The following is a 15,782-nucleotide window of genomic DNA, read 5'->3' on the forward strand; positions in this document are numbered from 1 at the left end:
TGGCAAGCCGGGCAGGTGCCGTCCGGCCATTTGATGGCGGGTGATTTCAGTTTCAGCCAAGTGCGGCCAGAACCTCGGTACTCACGTCGATGCCATGGGCTTCGGCGGCTGCCCGTTTTTCAAGGCGACCGTCGCCCGGAACCCGGGCGGACCCGTTGCCGGAAATCTCGGCGCAGATGCGGGCGACATATTCGTTGAAGGCCGCGTTGCCGAACCGGGTGGGATCGATGGCAATCAGGGTCGCACCACCTTTGATGTTCAGGGCGCCGAAGGATTCGCGTTCTTCGTTGTCCACGGACAGGGTTCCACCGGCCAGCGCGGCCCCTAACACTTCTACCATGAAGGCGATCGCGGCCCCCTTATGCTCTCCGAACGGCAAAAGGCTGCGGGTTTCAAGGATGGCATTCGGGTCTGTTGAGGGCTCGCCTTGGGGATCAAGACCGGCAGGGTGGGGCAGGTCGTGCCCCTCGGCGGCGGCCATGCGGATATCCATGAGGGCCACCATGGACGAGGCCTGATCCCAGACCACGGGCGCGTCGCCGTCACGCGGGCAGGCAAAAGACATGGGGTTGGTGCCGAAAACCGGGCGAACCCCACCTTGCGGAACCACCATGGATAACGAGTTGATCACGGCAAAGGCCACCAAGCCGGATTCGGCCAAAGGTTCGGTGTCAAACCGTAACGCACCCAGATGGTGGCAGTTCGCACAGGTGAACGCGGCAATCCCGTTTTCCCGGGCCATCGCGATCAGGTCCTCGCGGGCTGCTGCCGCTGCAACCTGATAATACCCGTTGTCGGCATCACAGCGCAAAACGCCCGGGGCAACCTTTTCGGTCTTGGGCTTCGCGTGCCCGTTGGCATAGCCGGACGTGAAGCTTTGGACATAGACCGGCAACATGCGCAACCCGTGGCTGCGCGGGCCATCCCGTTCAGACCGGGTGACGATATCGGCAAGTACATCACTGCTGCGCGTGTCCGCTCCGGCCGAAACAAGAACCGATTTGGCCAAGTCCCGAACTTCGGCAAGTGAAAGCGTTTTTGTCGGTTGTTCGGTCATTGGTTCGAGTCCAGTCTTTCTGTTTTCGCACTCAAGCGCGCGGGCGTGTGTTTGCGGGATCGACAGCGCATGTGTCGATAACCACGGCGTCGCGCATTTCATTGTGGACCAGCACCTGCATTTTCGTTCCGGGCGCCGTCATGTTCTGTGGCACTAGTGCCATCGCAATGTCGTGGTTGCAATAATAAGAGAACCCGCCCGAGGTGACACGGCCGATCAGCTTGCCCTGAGTATAGACACCCTCGTCAAACATCACCGATGTTTCGCCAAAGGGCAGTTTCAGCGTTACCAACCGCCGGTACGCGCCATCTTTTTTCTGTTTCAAAAGCGCGGCCTTGCCTATGAAGGCGCGACCATCAGTTACCACGAACCGGTCGAGGCCGGCCTCGTATGGCGTCATGTCCTTGCAAATCTCGCGATTGATGGCGCGATAGGATTTTTCAAGGCGCATGGATTCCAGTGCCTCAAGCCCGAAAGGTTTAACACCGGCCTTCAACAGCAGGTCGACAAGATGGCGGTTGTAACCGACAGGGTGATGCAGTTCCCACCCCAGCTCGCCGGTATAGGACACGCGAAGCAGATGAACGCCCTTGGCGTACCCCACTTCACCCATTTGCGCAGAAAGCCAGGGGAAGGTTTCGTTCGACAGATCATTGTCGGTCAACGGTTGCAGGATCTCTCGTGCCTTGGGGCCTGCCAGAGCAATCACGCCCAGTTGTTCTGAAACATCTTCAAGAAGGACAGAGCTGTCATCGGGCAGCAAACGTCGCAGTTGATCCCAGTTGTAGGCGCGCCAGTTCGGGGTGGAAACCAGGTAAAAATCGTTCTCGCCATAGCGGACGACCGTGTATTCCGCATCCATGCCACCCTTTGGGTTCAACAAAAGCGACAAGGTCATTCGCCCCACTTTGGGCAGCCTGTTCGCCATAAGGCCATCCAGCCATTTGGCGGCCCCGGGTCCGCGCAGGGTGAACTTGGTCATCGGCGACATCTCGATGAATCCGGCCACGTCACGGGTGGTGCGCACCTCTTCCTGAACGCGTTCCATGTGGTTGGTGCGACGGAAGGAATGTTCCGGAACAGCGTCTTCGCGCGATTTGGCGAACCAGCGCGGAAACTCATATCCGTTGAAGCTGGTCCAGACCGCGCCATGCGCGCTCAGCAGATCGTAGGACCCCATCGTTTTCATCGGGCGCGCGTCGGGAAAATCTTCTCCGGGAATGTGCGCGTTCATGTGGGTTCCCCACGTTTCGCGCACCTTGTCCATGGTCCACCGTTTGGACGCGTAATCCGAAAAACGGCGCGGGTCGAGTTCGGACATGTCCATGCCCGGATCACCATCGACAATCCAGCGGGCCAGGCGTTCACCAACGGTGCCACCCCACAATATGCCGCCGGGCATGCCTTCGGCCAGCCACAGGTTTTCATGCCCCGGTGCAGGCCCCGCAAGCGGCAACTCGTCCGGTGTCATCTGGAACGGACCTCGGGTGTTGGCCTTGATACCCACCTCACCAAGTATTGGAACCCTCGCGATGGCACGTTCCCACTGCGCTTGGACCGCGTCGAAATCTTCGGGCAAGAGGTCGGCGCCAAAGTCAGGCGGTACGCGGTCTTCGGCAAATAGCTTGAGGTCTTTGGTGAACTCATACGGGCCGAACTGAATGCCGCCCACGTCTTCGCGCAGATAGGCACCGTAATCTTCATCCCGCAGGATCGGGAACTCGGGCAACCCTTGCGCGCGGCGTTCTTTCAGCAGCGGAACGGTTTCCGTTGTCCAATATTGGTGAACGATTGGAATGCAAGGCAGATCCAGACCAACACGGCGCGCGTTTTCGCGGGCATAGTTTCCGGTCGCGAAGACAAGATGTTCGCAAGTGATCTCACCCTGATTGGTTGTCACCTTCCAATGACCGTTTTTCAGTTTTTCATAGGCCAGCGCTTCGGTGTTCTGAAACACTTTGACGCCTTTCTCGCGCGCCAGCCTGGCCATCGCCATGGTGATGTCGGCCGGGTTCACATAGCCGTCCTTGGTATGCAGGATGCCGCCGCGAATATGTTCCGATTGTTTGAGCAGAGGGTGCAGTTCGGCAATTTCCCCTGGCGTCAGCAGTTTGCAGGGCACACCGGCAGCTTCGGCAATCGAGACATAGGACAGGAACTCGTCCCAGCGTTCCTGCGTATTGGCGATGCGCAACTGGCCCACTAGACGCAGCCCGACCGAAGCGCCGATCTTCTTTTCGACTTCGGAATAGATACGGATGGTCTCCATCGTCATTTTCGAAACGTTGTGGGACCGCACGAAGGTGACCAGCAGACCCGCCGCATGCCAGGTAGAGCCGGAGGTCAGCGTCGTCCTCTCCAGCATGACTGCATCTGTGCATCCATGCTGCGTCAGGCCATAAAGAACCGAAGCCCCAACACATCCGCCTCCTACGACGACAACCTTGGCATGTGACTGCATTCGACGCATTCCTTCCTGAGGCTGTTTTCGTTTCCAGAGGGTCAGTCAAAACGAAATCAGCGGGCTGAGAGCTGATTGAACTGTTTACGTGAAATCCGCGTCAGGCAATTCGAAAAATTTTCCGGTCCAGCTGAGTTCAGTTAAACCATGATCGGGTTTGCCGATGATCTCGCGCGGTGTGTGAGGCGGTGCGCAAAAATACCGGCCATCTCTTGTTTGGAATTGTTGTGTTAGCGCAAACTGTGCTGGTAAGGTCTGACATCGGCTTGGGGTGCGCTTTTTAGCGCCCGCGATCCGTGCGGCATACGAAGGGGGAAATCGCGTGTATCTCGGTCTGGATTTGGGGACGTCAGGTCTTCGGGGAATTGTGGTCAGCGAAGAGGGCAAAGTCGTCGCCGAAGCCGAGGCAGGTGTCGAGACATCGATTTTGCATCCCGGCTGGTCGGAACAAGATCCGTCCGATTGGGTGGAAGCCTGCCAGAACGTCGTTGCCCAATTGCGCGCGTTGAACGGTGCTGCATTTTCTGCGGTGCGCGGCGTCGGTCTGAGCGGCCACATGCACGGTGCCACGTTGCTGGATCGGGATGGCAATGTGCTGCGGCCCTGTATCCTTTGGAACGACACGAGATCAGCGCAGGAAGCTGCGGAGCTGGATGGTCTGCCGTCGATGCGCGCGATCACCGGGAACATCGTTTTTCCGGGCTTCACCGCACCCAAGCTGGAATGGGTGCGCAGACACGAGCGTGACGTGTTTGAAAAGACATCCAAAGTGGTGCTTCCGAAGGATTATCTGCGTTTCTGGCTCACCGGTTCCTATGTCAGCGACATGTCCGACAGCGCCGGTACGGCGTGGCTGGACGTTGGAAAACGTGAATGGTCAGACACCGCGCTGGATCTAAGCCACATGCGCCGGGACCAAATGCCAGAGCTGGTTGAAGGCAGTTCGGCAGGCGGAGAGCTGCGGTCGGATATCCTTAGGCAATGGGGTCTGACCGGGCCGGTCGTGGTTGCCGGCGGGGCCGGTGACAACGCGGCGGCGGCCTGCGGTATCGGAAGTATTGGCGAGGGCAGCGGATTTCTTTCCTTGGGCACGTCGGGTGTGTTGCTTGTCGCAAAGGAAAGCTATGCGCCCGCGCCGGAAACAGCGGTTCATTGCTTTTGTCATGCGGTTCCGGATCGCTGGATTCAAATGGGTGTGATCCTGTCGGCCACCAACAGTCTCAACTGGCTGTCGCGCCATCTCGGTCAACCGGTCGGTGCGCTGGCGTCGACCCTGCCGGATTCGGTGAAGGGGCCGTCAAAGATCACATTCCTTCCGTACCTGTCCGGTGAACGGACGCCTCACAACGACAGCGATATACGCGGGGCATTCCTGGGGCTGGATATCGCATCGGAGCCCGCTGACCTGACGCAATCCGTGACAGAGGGGGTTTCCTTTGCCATGCGCGATTGTCTGGAGGCGCTCAAAAGCACGGGCACCAATCCCGAAAGTCTGCTGGTCGTCGGTGGCGGGGCGCGGTCGCGGTTTTGGCTGGAAACGCTGGCCACGGTTCTGAACACGCCGCTTGCTGTGCCCGATGGAAGTGGGTTCGGCGCAGCCATAGGCGCGGCGCGTCTTGCTGCATGTGCGGTGGACGGCACCGACCCAAAGGATGTCATGCTGGCCCCGAAAGTCGCTGAGCGTGTTGAACCGCGTGTCGAACTGACCGGCGCATATGAGGCGGAATATCAGCGGTATCGTGAATACTATGCTGCTCTGTCCCCTCTGGCCGCGCGCTGATGGAAAATCCCAAATCCATGCCTGTCGAGCAGGTCCTTCTGGAAGACGGCAACATGTCCGTTTCCCTGTTGAACTATGGTGCAATCACGCAAGGCTGGTGGTTTGGCGAAACAGCTTTGATATTGGGCTACGAAAACCCGCAGGATTACCTGTCGGACCCGTTCTACCTTGGCGCGATGGTCGGGCGAGTGGCCAACCGCATCGGCGGGGCACGGTTTGCATTGCTGGGGCGCGATCATCACCTGACGGCAAACGAAGGGCCGACCACGCTGCATGGTGGTCCGAGCGGGCTGTCGCGCAAATACTGGGATATCGTGAAAACCTCTCCAAATCAGGCGGTTCTGTCATTTACTTCACCTGACGGTGAAGGCGGTTTTCCCGGTGAAGTCAAGTTCGAGGTGCATGTCGAACTGACCTGTCCGCGTCTGATCTATACGATCAGGGCACGCCCGGATCGCCCAACGCCGATCAGCATCGCGCAGCACAATTATTACACTCTGGGCTGTCCTGAGGATATCCTGGACTGCCGGCTCAGGCTAAGATCGAACCGGGTGCTGGAGCTGGACGCGCGTTCCGTTCCTTCCGGAGATATCTCCGCTGCCGGCGAAAGTGGGCCAGATTTCGCGTTGTCACGTACCGTCGGGCCAGAGGGGCGCGAGCTGGACCATTATTTTGCGTTTGATGACGGTGGAATCCATGATCATGCGGTCGCAGAGGTCAGGGCACCTTCGGGATTGAGGATGAACCTGTATTCAGATCAACCCGGCGCACAGGTCTATGCCGGGGCACATCTGTCAGGCCGATTTAGCCCGTGTGCGGGGCTGTGCATTGAGCCGTCAGGATATCCGAACGCCGTGAATGTCCCTGCGTTCCCGTCCGTCATCCATACGCCGGACAACCCGTATCAACAGACACTGACACTTGAGATATCCGAGGAACGATCATGAGACTTCAGATTGCAGCACATGCCGTAGGCATCTGGATGTCGCTTTCAATTGCTCAGGCGCAAGACCTTGGTCCGAAACCTGAATTCATCGAACCTGACTTTGCAAACGCAGAGTTGGGGCAACTGCTGTTCTATGATCCGATCCTGTCGGGCAACAAGAACATCAGCTGCGCAACCTGTCATCATCCGAAACTGGGAACGTCCGACGGGCTTTCACTGGGTATCGGCGAAGGTGGAGTCGGGCTGGGTGGTCAGCGCAAGGTCACACAAGACAACAGACCCGAACAGCGCATTCCCCGGAACTCGCCCGCGATGTGGAACCTCGGGGCGCTGGAATTCACGACGTTTTTCCATGACGGTCGCCTCGAGGCGGATCCGTCACAGCCCAATGGCATCAGAACCCCGTTGGGGACGCATATGAGGCCGGGGTTCAAATCGGCTTTGGCGGCGCAGGCGATGTTTCCGGTGCTGTCACCTGACGAAATGGCGGGGCACTATTCCGAAAACGAGGTGAGCAAGGCTGTACGTCTCGGCTTGCTGACCCAAGAGGGTGGCGCCTGGGATCTGATCGCCGCGCGCGTGGCGGCGATACCAGAGTATCAAAGGCGATTTGATGACATTGCGCCCGGAGAAGACATCACCTTTACCGCAATCGCCAATGTCATTGCCGATTTCATCGCGTTTGAGTGGCGGGCTGACAACAGCCTGTTTGATCGTGCGATGCGAGGCGAAGACAGGCTGCCCGAACAAGCGCAGCTGGGGATGGCGCTGTTTTACGGAAAGGCTGGATGCAGTGCCTGCCATTCCGGCTGGTTCCAGACCGATCACGGGTCCCATTCCATCGCCATGCCTCAGATCGGCCCCGGAAAATCAGCCCGTTTCGAAAATCATGTGCGGGATGACGGGCGACTGCGCGTCACGGGCGACAAGGATGATGCGTTCGCATTCCGCACGCCTTCGCTGCGCAACGTGACCCTGACGGCGCCATATGGCCACAGCGGTGCCTACGCACGGCTTGAGGATGTCGTGCGTCATCATCTGGATCCGGTTTCCGCGTTGCGCAACTACGCCATCGAAATGGCTGATCTGCCAGAGTTTTTCGGGGCAGAGGATCAAAAGGCTTTGCTTGATCCCCGGCATGTCGAGGCGATAGCAGCTTCGAACGATCTGGCGCCCATCAACCTGAGTGATGACGAGGTCGATGCCATCCTGAGTTTTCTGGGCACGCTGGAAGATCCGGCAGTGCGGTTGGGTGTTCCCCAATCGGTTCCCAGCGGATTGCCCGTCGATCAGTGATCAACGGCCGAGGCGGATCACCTGATTGGCATCTACCTTCTGCCAATCTCCATGTTCACCGTCAGGCCAGATCACGCGTACTTCTGCGGTTTCGAGGTCTCCCAGACCAAAGTGGTGGAACCCGGCACTTCCGCTGGCGTGCCCCCCGCCAATGGTCACTTCACGGGTTTGAATGCCCCCGGTCGTCCTGACCTCGATAAAACTGCCGACTGCCTGTTTGTTGGGATGGCTCTGGCCGAGATCAATCATGAGCCAGTTGCCGGTCGTCGGTTCATTCTGGAAAACCTCAAGGTCCGAGCCGCGATTGACCACCACCAAATCCAACCATCCATCCCCGTTGAAATCCGCCAGGGCCCCGCCGCGGGACTTTGCCATGGACGCGACACCAGCTTGTGATGCTGTTTCGACAAACTGACCGTCGGCGGTCTGCATCAACAGGTTGTTGGGGTCGTTCTGCGCCGCGTCGGGCATCTGCTCGACATTGCCTTTGGCAACGAAAATGTCGTCCAGCCCGTCATTGTTGACATCCCCGAACTGTGCATGCCAGCCGGTCGAGGGGCGGCCGTCTCCTCCTGCATGTGGCCTGTGTGCCGTTGTTCCACGGTCGTAGGTCGCATCCCGCCATGTCGGTCCATCTGATGCAGGGTCAAAAACCTGGAATTTCTGGTCCCCCATGGACGTCAGATAAACATCGGAAAACCCGTCACCGGTCAGATCCCGCGATGCGATCCCCATGCCCCAGATCGAATAGGGCAGCCATCCATCGGCCTGGCTGTACAGGTGCGGGGTGTCTTCCATGGCCCACAATTGCTCTTGCCCGCCACGCACATAGTAGTGGCGGTCATTGCTGACACGCAGATCCGCGCGGCCCGTGCGCGCCCAGTCGGAAAACAGGATCGACAAGGAACAATGACCGGGTTGCAAATGGACAGGGTCGCCATATTCGCTCTCTTCCGGCCGGTACAGCAGAGTTGGCCCGCAAGCCTCAAAAGGTCCATCCGGGTTGCTTCGGTCGACATAGGTCCCAAAGGCCAGTGTTGGCAGGGTTTGCCCGCTTTCCCAAGTCGCGGAAAAGCCGGTGGTCCAATGGTCCTGAGATTGAAAACTTAGTGCCGTGAACGGCTCGAACGCGCAGTTCGGTTTGCCGCGCAGCAACAGGTCTTTGCCTACGCGTAAGACCGCAAGGTCCAGGATCCCATCGCCATCAATGTCCACTGGGTATGCGCCGGTCACACCGGTCAAGGATAGATGGTCGGGCGTATCCTGAAGAAAATGGACCTCTGTGTCGGATGTGTTGATGAACAATTGCGCTGGGTTTGATCCGCCTGCCACGAACATTTCAGGGCGGTCGTCATCATTGCAGTCAAAGACCGCGACACCCCCGCCGACAAAATGTTCCCAGCCGCCATCGTAAACATGGCCGGGGGTTTCCACCTTTTGAAAACGCGGTGGAACGGTGTCCGCAGCGGCAGCGGAACCTGCCGTAAGCAAGATTGCCATCTTAACTCGCATGAGACGCCAGTTCCCTGACCTTCAGGATAGAGACTTGTTCAATACCATAAGCCGCTGCCCCTTTTGCCCACATTGAATCACCCCAGTGGTTGACCTTGATTTCGGGCAACGGCGCGTCGACGCTGACGACGCCGTTTTGGACACGTGCCATCACCTCGTCTGAATGCAGGTAATCAAAGCGGCCTCTGGCGCCAGACAGGATAATACACTCGGGGTCGAACAGATTGATCAGGTTCGAAACTCCCATTCCGAACATTTGGCCCGCGCGGGCCAGAACGGAAATGGATCGGGCGTCGCCGGCTTTTGCTGCTGCGAGGATATCGACAAGAGTGCGGGGATCCGTTGCTTCACTGGCGATCGTGGCTTCGCGGATCAGGGCATATTCACCCACATAGGCCTCCAGGCATCCGCGTTGCCCGCACTGACACAAAGCACCGTCCAACTGTACTTTGAGGTGCCCGAATTCTGCGCCGCATCCGCGTTCACCACGATAAAGCTTGCCGTCAAGAACGATGCCCAGACCGATGCCGTGCTCGATCGTAACAACCAAAAAATTCTTCAGCCCCTTTCCCAATCCAAAAAGCTGTTCCGCCTTTGCGACCAGGTTGGCGTCGTTTTCGATGAAGGCAGGGCAGGGGAGCACCTTGGACAACAGCGGGCTCAAATCCACATTTCGTTCCGTCAGCGAAGATGACCAATGCACGAAGTTCTGATTTGCATCAATAAGGCCGGCGATGCCGATGCAGACACCGGACAAATCGGCAAGGGATCGGTTTGCCGAGGCGCAGGCCTGATCAAGCACGGAGCGGATCTTCTTGGCAAACGCATCCGGTGCCATTCGGGCTTGGTCCAGCGGATGCGTGTACGAAGTGATTTCGGTTCCTTCGAAATCCACGAGAATGACTGAAACCTGCTGGCGGGCGACTTTCACGCCCGCGATCAGATGTGATGCGCCATTCAGTTTCAGCTGTACCCGCGGTCTGCCGCGGCGCGCTGATTTCGAAGGTGTTTCGCTTTCTATTTCCTCAATCAGACCGGCAGACAGCAGATCGGCAGTGGCGGTCGTGATGGTCGCGGGGCTGGTTTCCAACGCGCTTGCGATGTCGATTCGCGAAATGGCTCCCTTGGCCCGGATATTTTCCAGAACGCGCAGGCGAGTGATGTTCCTTTGGTCCGTGGCATTTGAAGAAGCTTTGCTTTTCAGCATCTTGCCCTCGCGAATCTGATCCCTGTTTCAACCTAGGTGGTTTTTTCAGTTACCGATAGCATAAATATTTTACCGACTGAAATAAATATGCTACTCAGAATTATCGGGGCCACGAATCATGAAACGATGGCTCAATGAAACCGGGAGGAAATCATGAAACGAATTCTCAGCGCCTCTGTAGTGGCGGTCCTGATGGGGACAGTTGCGTTCGCAGAGCCCACGGTCGGTGTAAGCTGGTCAAATTTCCAGGAAGAGCGTTGGAAGACCGACGAAGCGGCGATCAAGGCTGCACTGGAAGCGGGCGGTGCGGAATACATCTCGTCGGATGCCCAATCTTCTTCTGCCAAGCAATTGTCGGATATTGAAAGTCTGATCGCCCAAGGCGTTGATGCGCTGATCATTCTGGCGCAGGATTCCCAGGCCATCGGCCCGGCAGTGCAGGCGGCGGCAGACGAAGGCATTCCGGTCATCGCGTATGACCGTCTGATCGAAGATGATCGTGCCTTCTATCTGACATTCGATAACGTTGAAGTTGGCCGGATGCAGGCCCGCGCGGTGTTTGAAGCGATGCCGAAAGGCAACTATGTGATGATCAAGGGCTCGCCCACCGACCCGAACGCGGATTTCCTGCGTGGTGGTCAGCAAGAGATCATTCAGGCCGCCGTTGACAGTGGCGACATTGTGATTGTGGGCGAGGCTTATACTGACGGCTGGCTGCCTGCGAACGCGCAGCGCAACATGGAACAGATCCTGACTGCGAACGAAAACAACGTTGATGCCGTCGTGGCCTCGAATGACGGTACTGCTGGTGGCGTTGTTGCTGCACTGACCGCACAAGGCATGGATGGCATTCCAGTCTCGGGCCAGGATGGTGACCACGCGGCGCTGAACCGTGTTGCCAAGGGCACGCAGACCGTCTCGGTCTGGAAAGACGCACGTGAGTTGGGCAAAGCTGCCGGTGAAATCGCGGTTGCGTTGAGCAACGGAACAAGCCCTGCGGATGTCGAAGGTGCGATCAGCTGGACTTCGCCCGGCGGCACCGAGATGAATTCGGTCTTCCTGGCGCCTGTGCCGATCACCAAAGACAACCTGTCCGTCGTGGTCGATGCTGGCTGGATTCCGTTGGAAGACCTGTGCCAGGGCGTCGAAAACGGCCCTGCACCCTGCAACTAAGTCAAGTCTCCAAACCATAACGTCTCTGGCCCGCAAGGCCGGGCCAGAGATCATAGCTGAACATGAAAGATCGGATATGACCGAAACTTCGTCTCAGCCGGTACCCCAAAAAGCAAAGGCCAACCTGTTCCAGCAACTGGAACTGGACATGCGGCTATTGGGCATGATCGGCGCCTTCATCATCCTGTGCATTGGCTTCAACATCGTGACGGATGGCCGCTTTCTGACGCCCAGAAACCTGTTCAACCTGTCGATCCAGACCGTCTCGGTTGCGATCATGGCCTGCGGCATGGTGTTCATCATCGTCATGCGCCACATCGACCTTTCGGTCGGCGCGCTTCTTGCGACAACCTCTGCCGTGATGGCAATGACACAGACCGAGCTGTTGCCGAATGTTCTGGGCATGGGATTGAATCACCCTGCGACGTGGGCGATCACGTTGGTGGTGGGCCTTGCCGTGGGCACATTGATCGGTGCCTTCCACGGTTGGATGGTGGGGTATCTGACCATCCCGGCCTTTATCGTGACGCTTGGCGGTTTTCTGGTCTGGCGCAACGTCGCCTGGTACATGACCGACGGCCAGACGATCGGCCCGCTGGACAGCACGTTTCTGATGTTCGGGGGGACAAACGGAACCTTGGGAACAACCGTCAGCCTCCTGTTCGGCCTTGCCGCCACCGCTGTTGCGATCTGGGCGTTGTGGAGCGGTCGCCGGTCCAAAGCGGCTCATGGATTCCCTGTTAAGCCGGTCTGGGCTGAAACAACGCTGGCCGGGATCATCGGCCTTGCCATCATGGGGTACGTGTTGATCGTCAACAGCTATGCCATCCCGACCCGCCGTCTTGAACGCATGTTCGAAGCGCGCGGCGAGACCATGCCCGAGGGGCTGATTGTTGGCTACGGCATTCCGATCTCGGTCCTGATCCTGATCATTGTGGCAGTAACCTTGACTGTTGTGGCCCGCAAAACCCGCTTTGGCCGTTACATCTTTGCCACCGGCGGCAACCCGGACGCGGCCGAATTGTCGGGTATCAACACCCGTTTGATGACCGTCAAGATCTTTGCCCTGATGGGGTTCCTGTGCGCGCTGTCGGCAGTCGTGGCCTCAGCTCGTCTGGCCAACCACTCGAATGATATCGGAACGCTGGATGAACTGCGCGTGATTGCCGCTGCCGTGATCGGCGGCACCGCCTTGTCCGGCGGTATTGGTACGATCTACGGCGCGATTCTAGGCGCGCTGATCATGCAGGCGCTGCAATCGGGCATGGCCATGGTTGGCGTGGACGCACCCTTTCAGAACATCGTCGTGGGCACCGTTCTGGTTTTGGCCGTCTATATCGACATCGTCTATCGCAAACGTCTGGGGGCGAAATGATGCAAGCTCAAGAAACACAGAACCAAACTTCGGGCCGTGGGTCCGGCCAGCCTCCGCTTGTCGAAATGCGCGATATCTCGATTTCTTTCGGGGGCATCAAGGCGGTGGACCGTGTCTCGGTCGACTTGTACCCGGGCGAGGTTGTGGGCCTTCTGGGCCACAACGGGGCCGGAAAATCCACCCTGATCAAGGTGCTATCCGGGGCCTATCAGATGGACCACGGCAAGATCCTGATTGATGGCAAGAAGGTTGAGATCAACAACCCCCGCGATGCGCGTGCCAACAATATCGAGACGATCTATCAAACGCTGGCGCTGGCGGACAATCTGGATGCAAGTTCAAACCTGTTTCTGGGCCGCGAAATGGTCACGCCCTTTGGTCTGGTCAACGATGCCGCGATGGAGGCCGAATGCCGCAAGATCATGGCGCAACTGAACCCGAACTTTCAGAAGTTCAATGACCCGGTCTCGGCGCTATCCGGCGGTCAGCGGCAGTCGGTGGCCATCGCGCGGGCGGTATACTTCAATGCGCGTATCCTGATCATGGACGAGCCCACAGCCGCACTTGGCCCGCACGAAACACAGATGGTGGCGGACCTGATTCAACAGCTCAAGGCGCAGGGGATAGGGATATTCCTGATCGACCATGATGTGCATGCAGTGATGGAGCTGTGCGACCGGGCTTCGGTCATGAAAAACGGGCAACTGGTTGGAACGGTCGATATCGCGGACGTCACCGATGACGATCTGTTGTCGATGATCATTCTGGGCAAAAAGCCCGGCGAAAAGACGGAATGAGGTAAATGAGATGACGAGCGGTTTCTTTCAGGGGATCGAGCAGGTCCAGTTCGAGGGCGAGAACGGTAAAAACCCGCTCGCATTCCATCACTACAACCCGGACGAGATCGTGATGGGTAAGCGCATGGAGGAACACCTGCGTTTTGCCGTGGCGTGGTGGCACTCGTTCGCGTGGGAGGGGGGAGATCCGTTTGGTGGCCCCACTTTCGAGCGCCCCTGGCACCCACAGGATGACATGGGCCGTGCCAAGATGAAGGCCGATATCGCGTTCGAGATGTTCCAGATTCTGGGACAGCCCTATTTCTGCTGGCATGATGCCGATATCCGCCCTGAGCAGGGGAACTTCGCCGACAATCTGCGCACGTTGAACGAGATCACCGATTATGTCGGTGAAAAGATGCAGGCATCCGGCGCCAAGCTGCTGTGGGGTACGGCCAATATGTTCAGCCATCGTCGCTGGATGGGCGGTGCCAGCACCAACCCCGACCCTGATGTCTTTGCATTTGCCGCCGCCACAGTGAAATCCTGTTTGGACGCGACCCACAAACTGGGGGGCGAAAACTATGTGCTGTGGGGTGGACGCGAGGGCTACGAGACGCTGCTGAATACCGACATGAAAACCGAGCTGGATCATATGGGTCGGTTCCTGAACATGGTGGTCGAGTACAAGCACAAGATCGGCTTCAAAGGTGCGATCCTTGTCGAACCCAAACCGCAGGAGCCGTCCAAGCATCAATATGATTTCGATGCGGCAACCTGTATCGGTTTCCTGCGCAAGTACGGCCTTGAGGATGAGGTCAAGCTGAACCTGGAACAGGGGCACGCAATCCTGGCGGGGCACAGCTTCGAACACGAAATTGCGGTGGCTGCGGCTGAGGGGATGCTGGGCTCCATCGACATGAACCGGAACGATTATCAATCGGGTTGGGATACGGATCAGTTCCCCAACAACACTCCCGAAGTCGCGCTGGCCTATTACCACATTCTGAAATCAGGCGGGTTTACCTCGGGTGGTACCAATTTCGACGCTAAGCTTCGCAGGCAATCCATCGACGCCGAAGACCTGATCGCTGCGCATGTGGGCGGGATGGATATTTGCGCCCGGGGCCTGAAAGCGGCCGCTGCGATGATCGAAGATGGCGGATTGGAACAAGCGCTGGCTGATCGGTACGCAGGCTGGAATACGCCCGAGGCGCAGGCAATGCTGACCTCTGGTCTTGACGAGATTGCAGCGCGGGTGCTGGCCGAGGGTCTCAATCCAGATCCGCGCTCGGGACGCCAGGAAATCCTCGAGAACTACGTGAACCGTTTTGTCTGATCCCTGTGGGTTCAGCCGGTCCGTAAAATAACTTGTGTACAATGCCCCGGAAACGCGTGAGTTTGCTTCAGCGTTGGCCGGGGCTTTCCCTTGTTGGGCGCAACGGCATCAAAGGCCCACCGGGGTCGAACAGATGGGGCGAACGGGGTTTTGGCGGATCAATCGGCAGGCAAAGCGGTGTTTCTGAGCGGCAGTCTGATGCTGCATGTGACACGCATGTCGCTGACCACCAGCATCGGATTGATGGCGATCTTTGCTGTCGATTTTGTCGATATGGTCTTTATCTCGATGCTGGGCAACGACGCGCTGGCGGCAGCGGTAGGTTATGCCGGGACGCTGCTGTTCTTTACCAACGCGATCAATATCGGATTGTCGATTTCCGCCGGGGCGCTGGTTGCGCGCGAACTCGGGGCCGGGCGGGCTGAACAGGCACGGCATTACGCGTCCAGCGTGGCCGTTATCGGGCTGATTGCAGGGCTGACGACCTCGGGACTGGTCTTGTTGAATCTCAGCTACCTGCTGTCCTTGCTTGGCGCGGAAGGAGAGGTTCTGAGGCTGGCGACGCGTTATGTGTCGATCATCCTTCCGACCATGTTCGTGATGTCCATTGCGATGACGGCGATGGCCGTGTTGCGCGCCCATGGCGATGCGCGGAGGTCAATGATGGCCACGATCTACGGCGGGGTGGTGAATGCGGTTCTGGACCCGATACTGATCTTTGCGGTCGGGCTGGGGCTGGATGGGGCCGCAATCGCCTCGGTCCTGGCGCGGCTGTGCATGTTGGGGGCAGCGTTGTGGCCTGCGCTACGGGTGCATCGGGGGTTTGCGCGCCCTTCACTGAAGCAGGTTGCAAAGGATTT

Annotated in this window: 12 protein-coding genes; 8 read left to right on the plus strand and 4 right to left on the minus strand. The window is 58.3% G+C overall.

What is annotated here, in order from left to right:
- Positions 1 to 52 precede the first annotated feature (52 nt).
- Both AC2FNN_RS04565 and AC2FNN_RS04570 read right to left on the minus strand, forming a co-directional pair.
- Entirely contained in the window at positions 53 to 1,057 is a 1,005-nt protein-coding gene (locus tag AC2FNN_RS04565; protein ID WP_496756905.1) for an Ldh family oxidoreductase, read from the minus strand.
- A 31-nt stretch (positions 1,058 to 1,088) separates the two neighbouring features.
- A complete protein-coding gene (locus AC2FNN_RS04570) occupies positions 1,089 to 3,518 on the minus strand; it encodes a GcvT family protein (protein WP_496756906.1) in 2,430 nt (809 codons plus the stop codon).
- A 322-nt stretch (positions 3,519 to 3,840) separates the two neighbouring features.
- Here AC2FNN_RS04570 and xylB point away from each other — a divergent pair, with 322 nt between their 5' ends.
- From xylB to AC2FNN_RS04585, 3 genes are read left to right on the plus strand one after another with little or no spacing between them, the layout of a single operon-like run.
- Complete coding sequence (gene xylB, locus AC2FNN_RS04575) at positions 3,841 to 5,298, plus strand: xylulokinase (RefSeq protein ID WP_496756908.1); 1,458 nt, start codon at positions 3,841 to 3,843, stop codon at positions 5,296 to 5,298.
- Entirely contained in the window at positions 5,298 to 6,245 is a 948-nt protein-coding gene (locus AC2FNN_RS04580) for an aldose epimerase family protein (protein ID WP_496756909.1), read from the plus strand. Before xylB ends, AC2FNN_RS04580 begins: the two co-directional genes overlap by 1 nt.
- Positions 6,242 to 7,540 carry a cytochrome-c peroxidase gene (locus AC2FNN_RS04585; RefSeq protein ID WP_496756911.1) on the plus strand — a complete coding sequence of 433 codons (1,299 nt, stop codon included), beginning with the start codon at positions 6,242 to 6,244 and terminating at the stop codon, positions 7,538 to 7,540. Before AC2FNN_RS04580 ends, AC2FNN_RS04585 begins: the two co-directional genes overlap by 4 nt.
- Here the strand turns inward: AC2FNN_RS04585 and AC2FNN_RS04590 are convergent, their stop codons facing one another.
- Entirely contained in the window at positions 7,541 to 9,040 is a 1,500-nt protein-coding gene (locus AC2FNN_RS04590) for a CRTAC1 family protein (RefSeq protein ID WP_496756913.1), read from the minus strand. It abuts the gene before it with no gap.
- Position 9,041: 1 nt separating this feature from the next.
- Positions 9,042 to 10,259 (minus strand): ROK family transcriptional regulator, encoded by a 1,218-nt coding sequence (locus AC2FNN_RS04595; RefSeq protein WP_496756915.1) that lies wholly within the window; start codon positions 10,257 to 10,259, stop codon positions 9,042 to 9,044.
- A gap of 153 nt (positions 10,260 to 10,412) precedes the next feature.
- Here AC2FNN_RS04595 and xylF point away from each other — a divergent pair, with 153 nt between their 5' ends.
- From xylF to AC2FNN_RS04620, 5 genes are all read left to right on the plus strand, one after another.
- Positions 10,413 to 11,432 (plus strand): D-xylose ABC transporter substrate-binding protein, encoded by a 1,020-nt coding sequence (gene xylF, locus AC2FNN_RS04600; protein ID WP_496756916.1) that lies wholly within the window; start codon positions 10,413 to 10,415, stop codon positions 11,430 to 11,432.
- A 76-nt stretch (positions 11,433 to 11,508) separates the two neighbouring features.
- Positions 11,509 to 12,807, plus strand: a complete 1,299-nt coding sequence (locus tag AC2FNN_RS04605) for a sugar ABC transporter permease (protein ID WP_496756917.1) — start codon at positions 11,509 to 11,511, stop codon at positions 12,805 to 12,807.
- On the plus strand, positions 12,807 to 13,604 hold the full coding sequence (locus tag AC2FNN_RS04610; RefSeq protein ID WP_496756918.1) for an ATP-binding cassette domain-containing protein: 798 nt from the start codon (positions 12,807 to 12,809) through the stop codon (positions 13,602 to 13,604). Before AC2FNN_RS04605 ends, AC2FNN_RS04610 begins: the two co-directional genes overlap by 1 nt.
- A 10-nt stretch (positions 13,605 to 13,614) precedes the next feature.
- Positions 13,615 to 14,922 carry a xylose isomerase gene (gene xylA / locus AC2FNN_RS04615; RefSeq protein ID WP_496756919.1) on the plus strand — a complete coding sequence of 436 codons (1,308 nt, stop codon included), beginning with the start codon at positions 13,615 to 13,617 and terminating at the stop codon, positions 14,920 to 14,922.
- 150 nt (positions 14,923 to 15,072) lie between these two features.
- On the plus strand, positions 15,073 to 15,782 hold a 710-nt coding region (locus AC2FNN_RS04620; RefSeq protein ID WP_496756920.1), incomplete at its 3' end, for an MATE family efflux transporter.

It is taken from the genome of Ruegeria sp. BHSA118 (genome assembly GCF_059613405.1).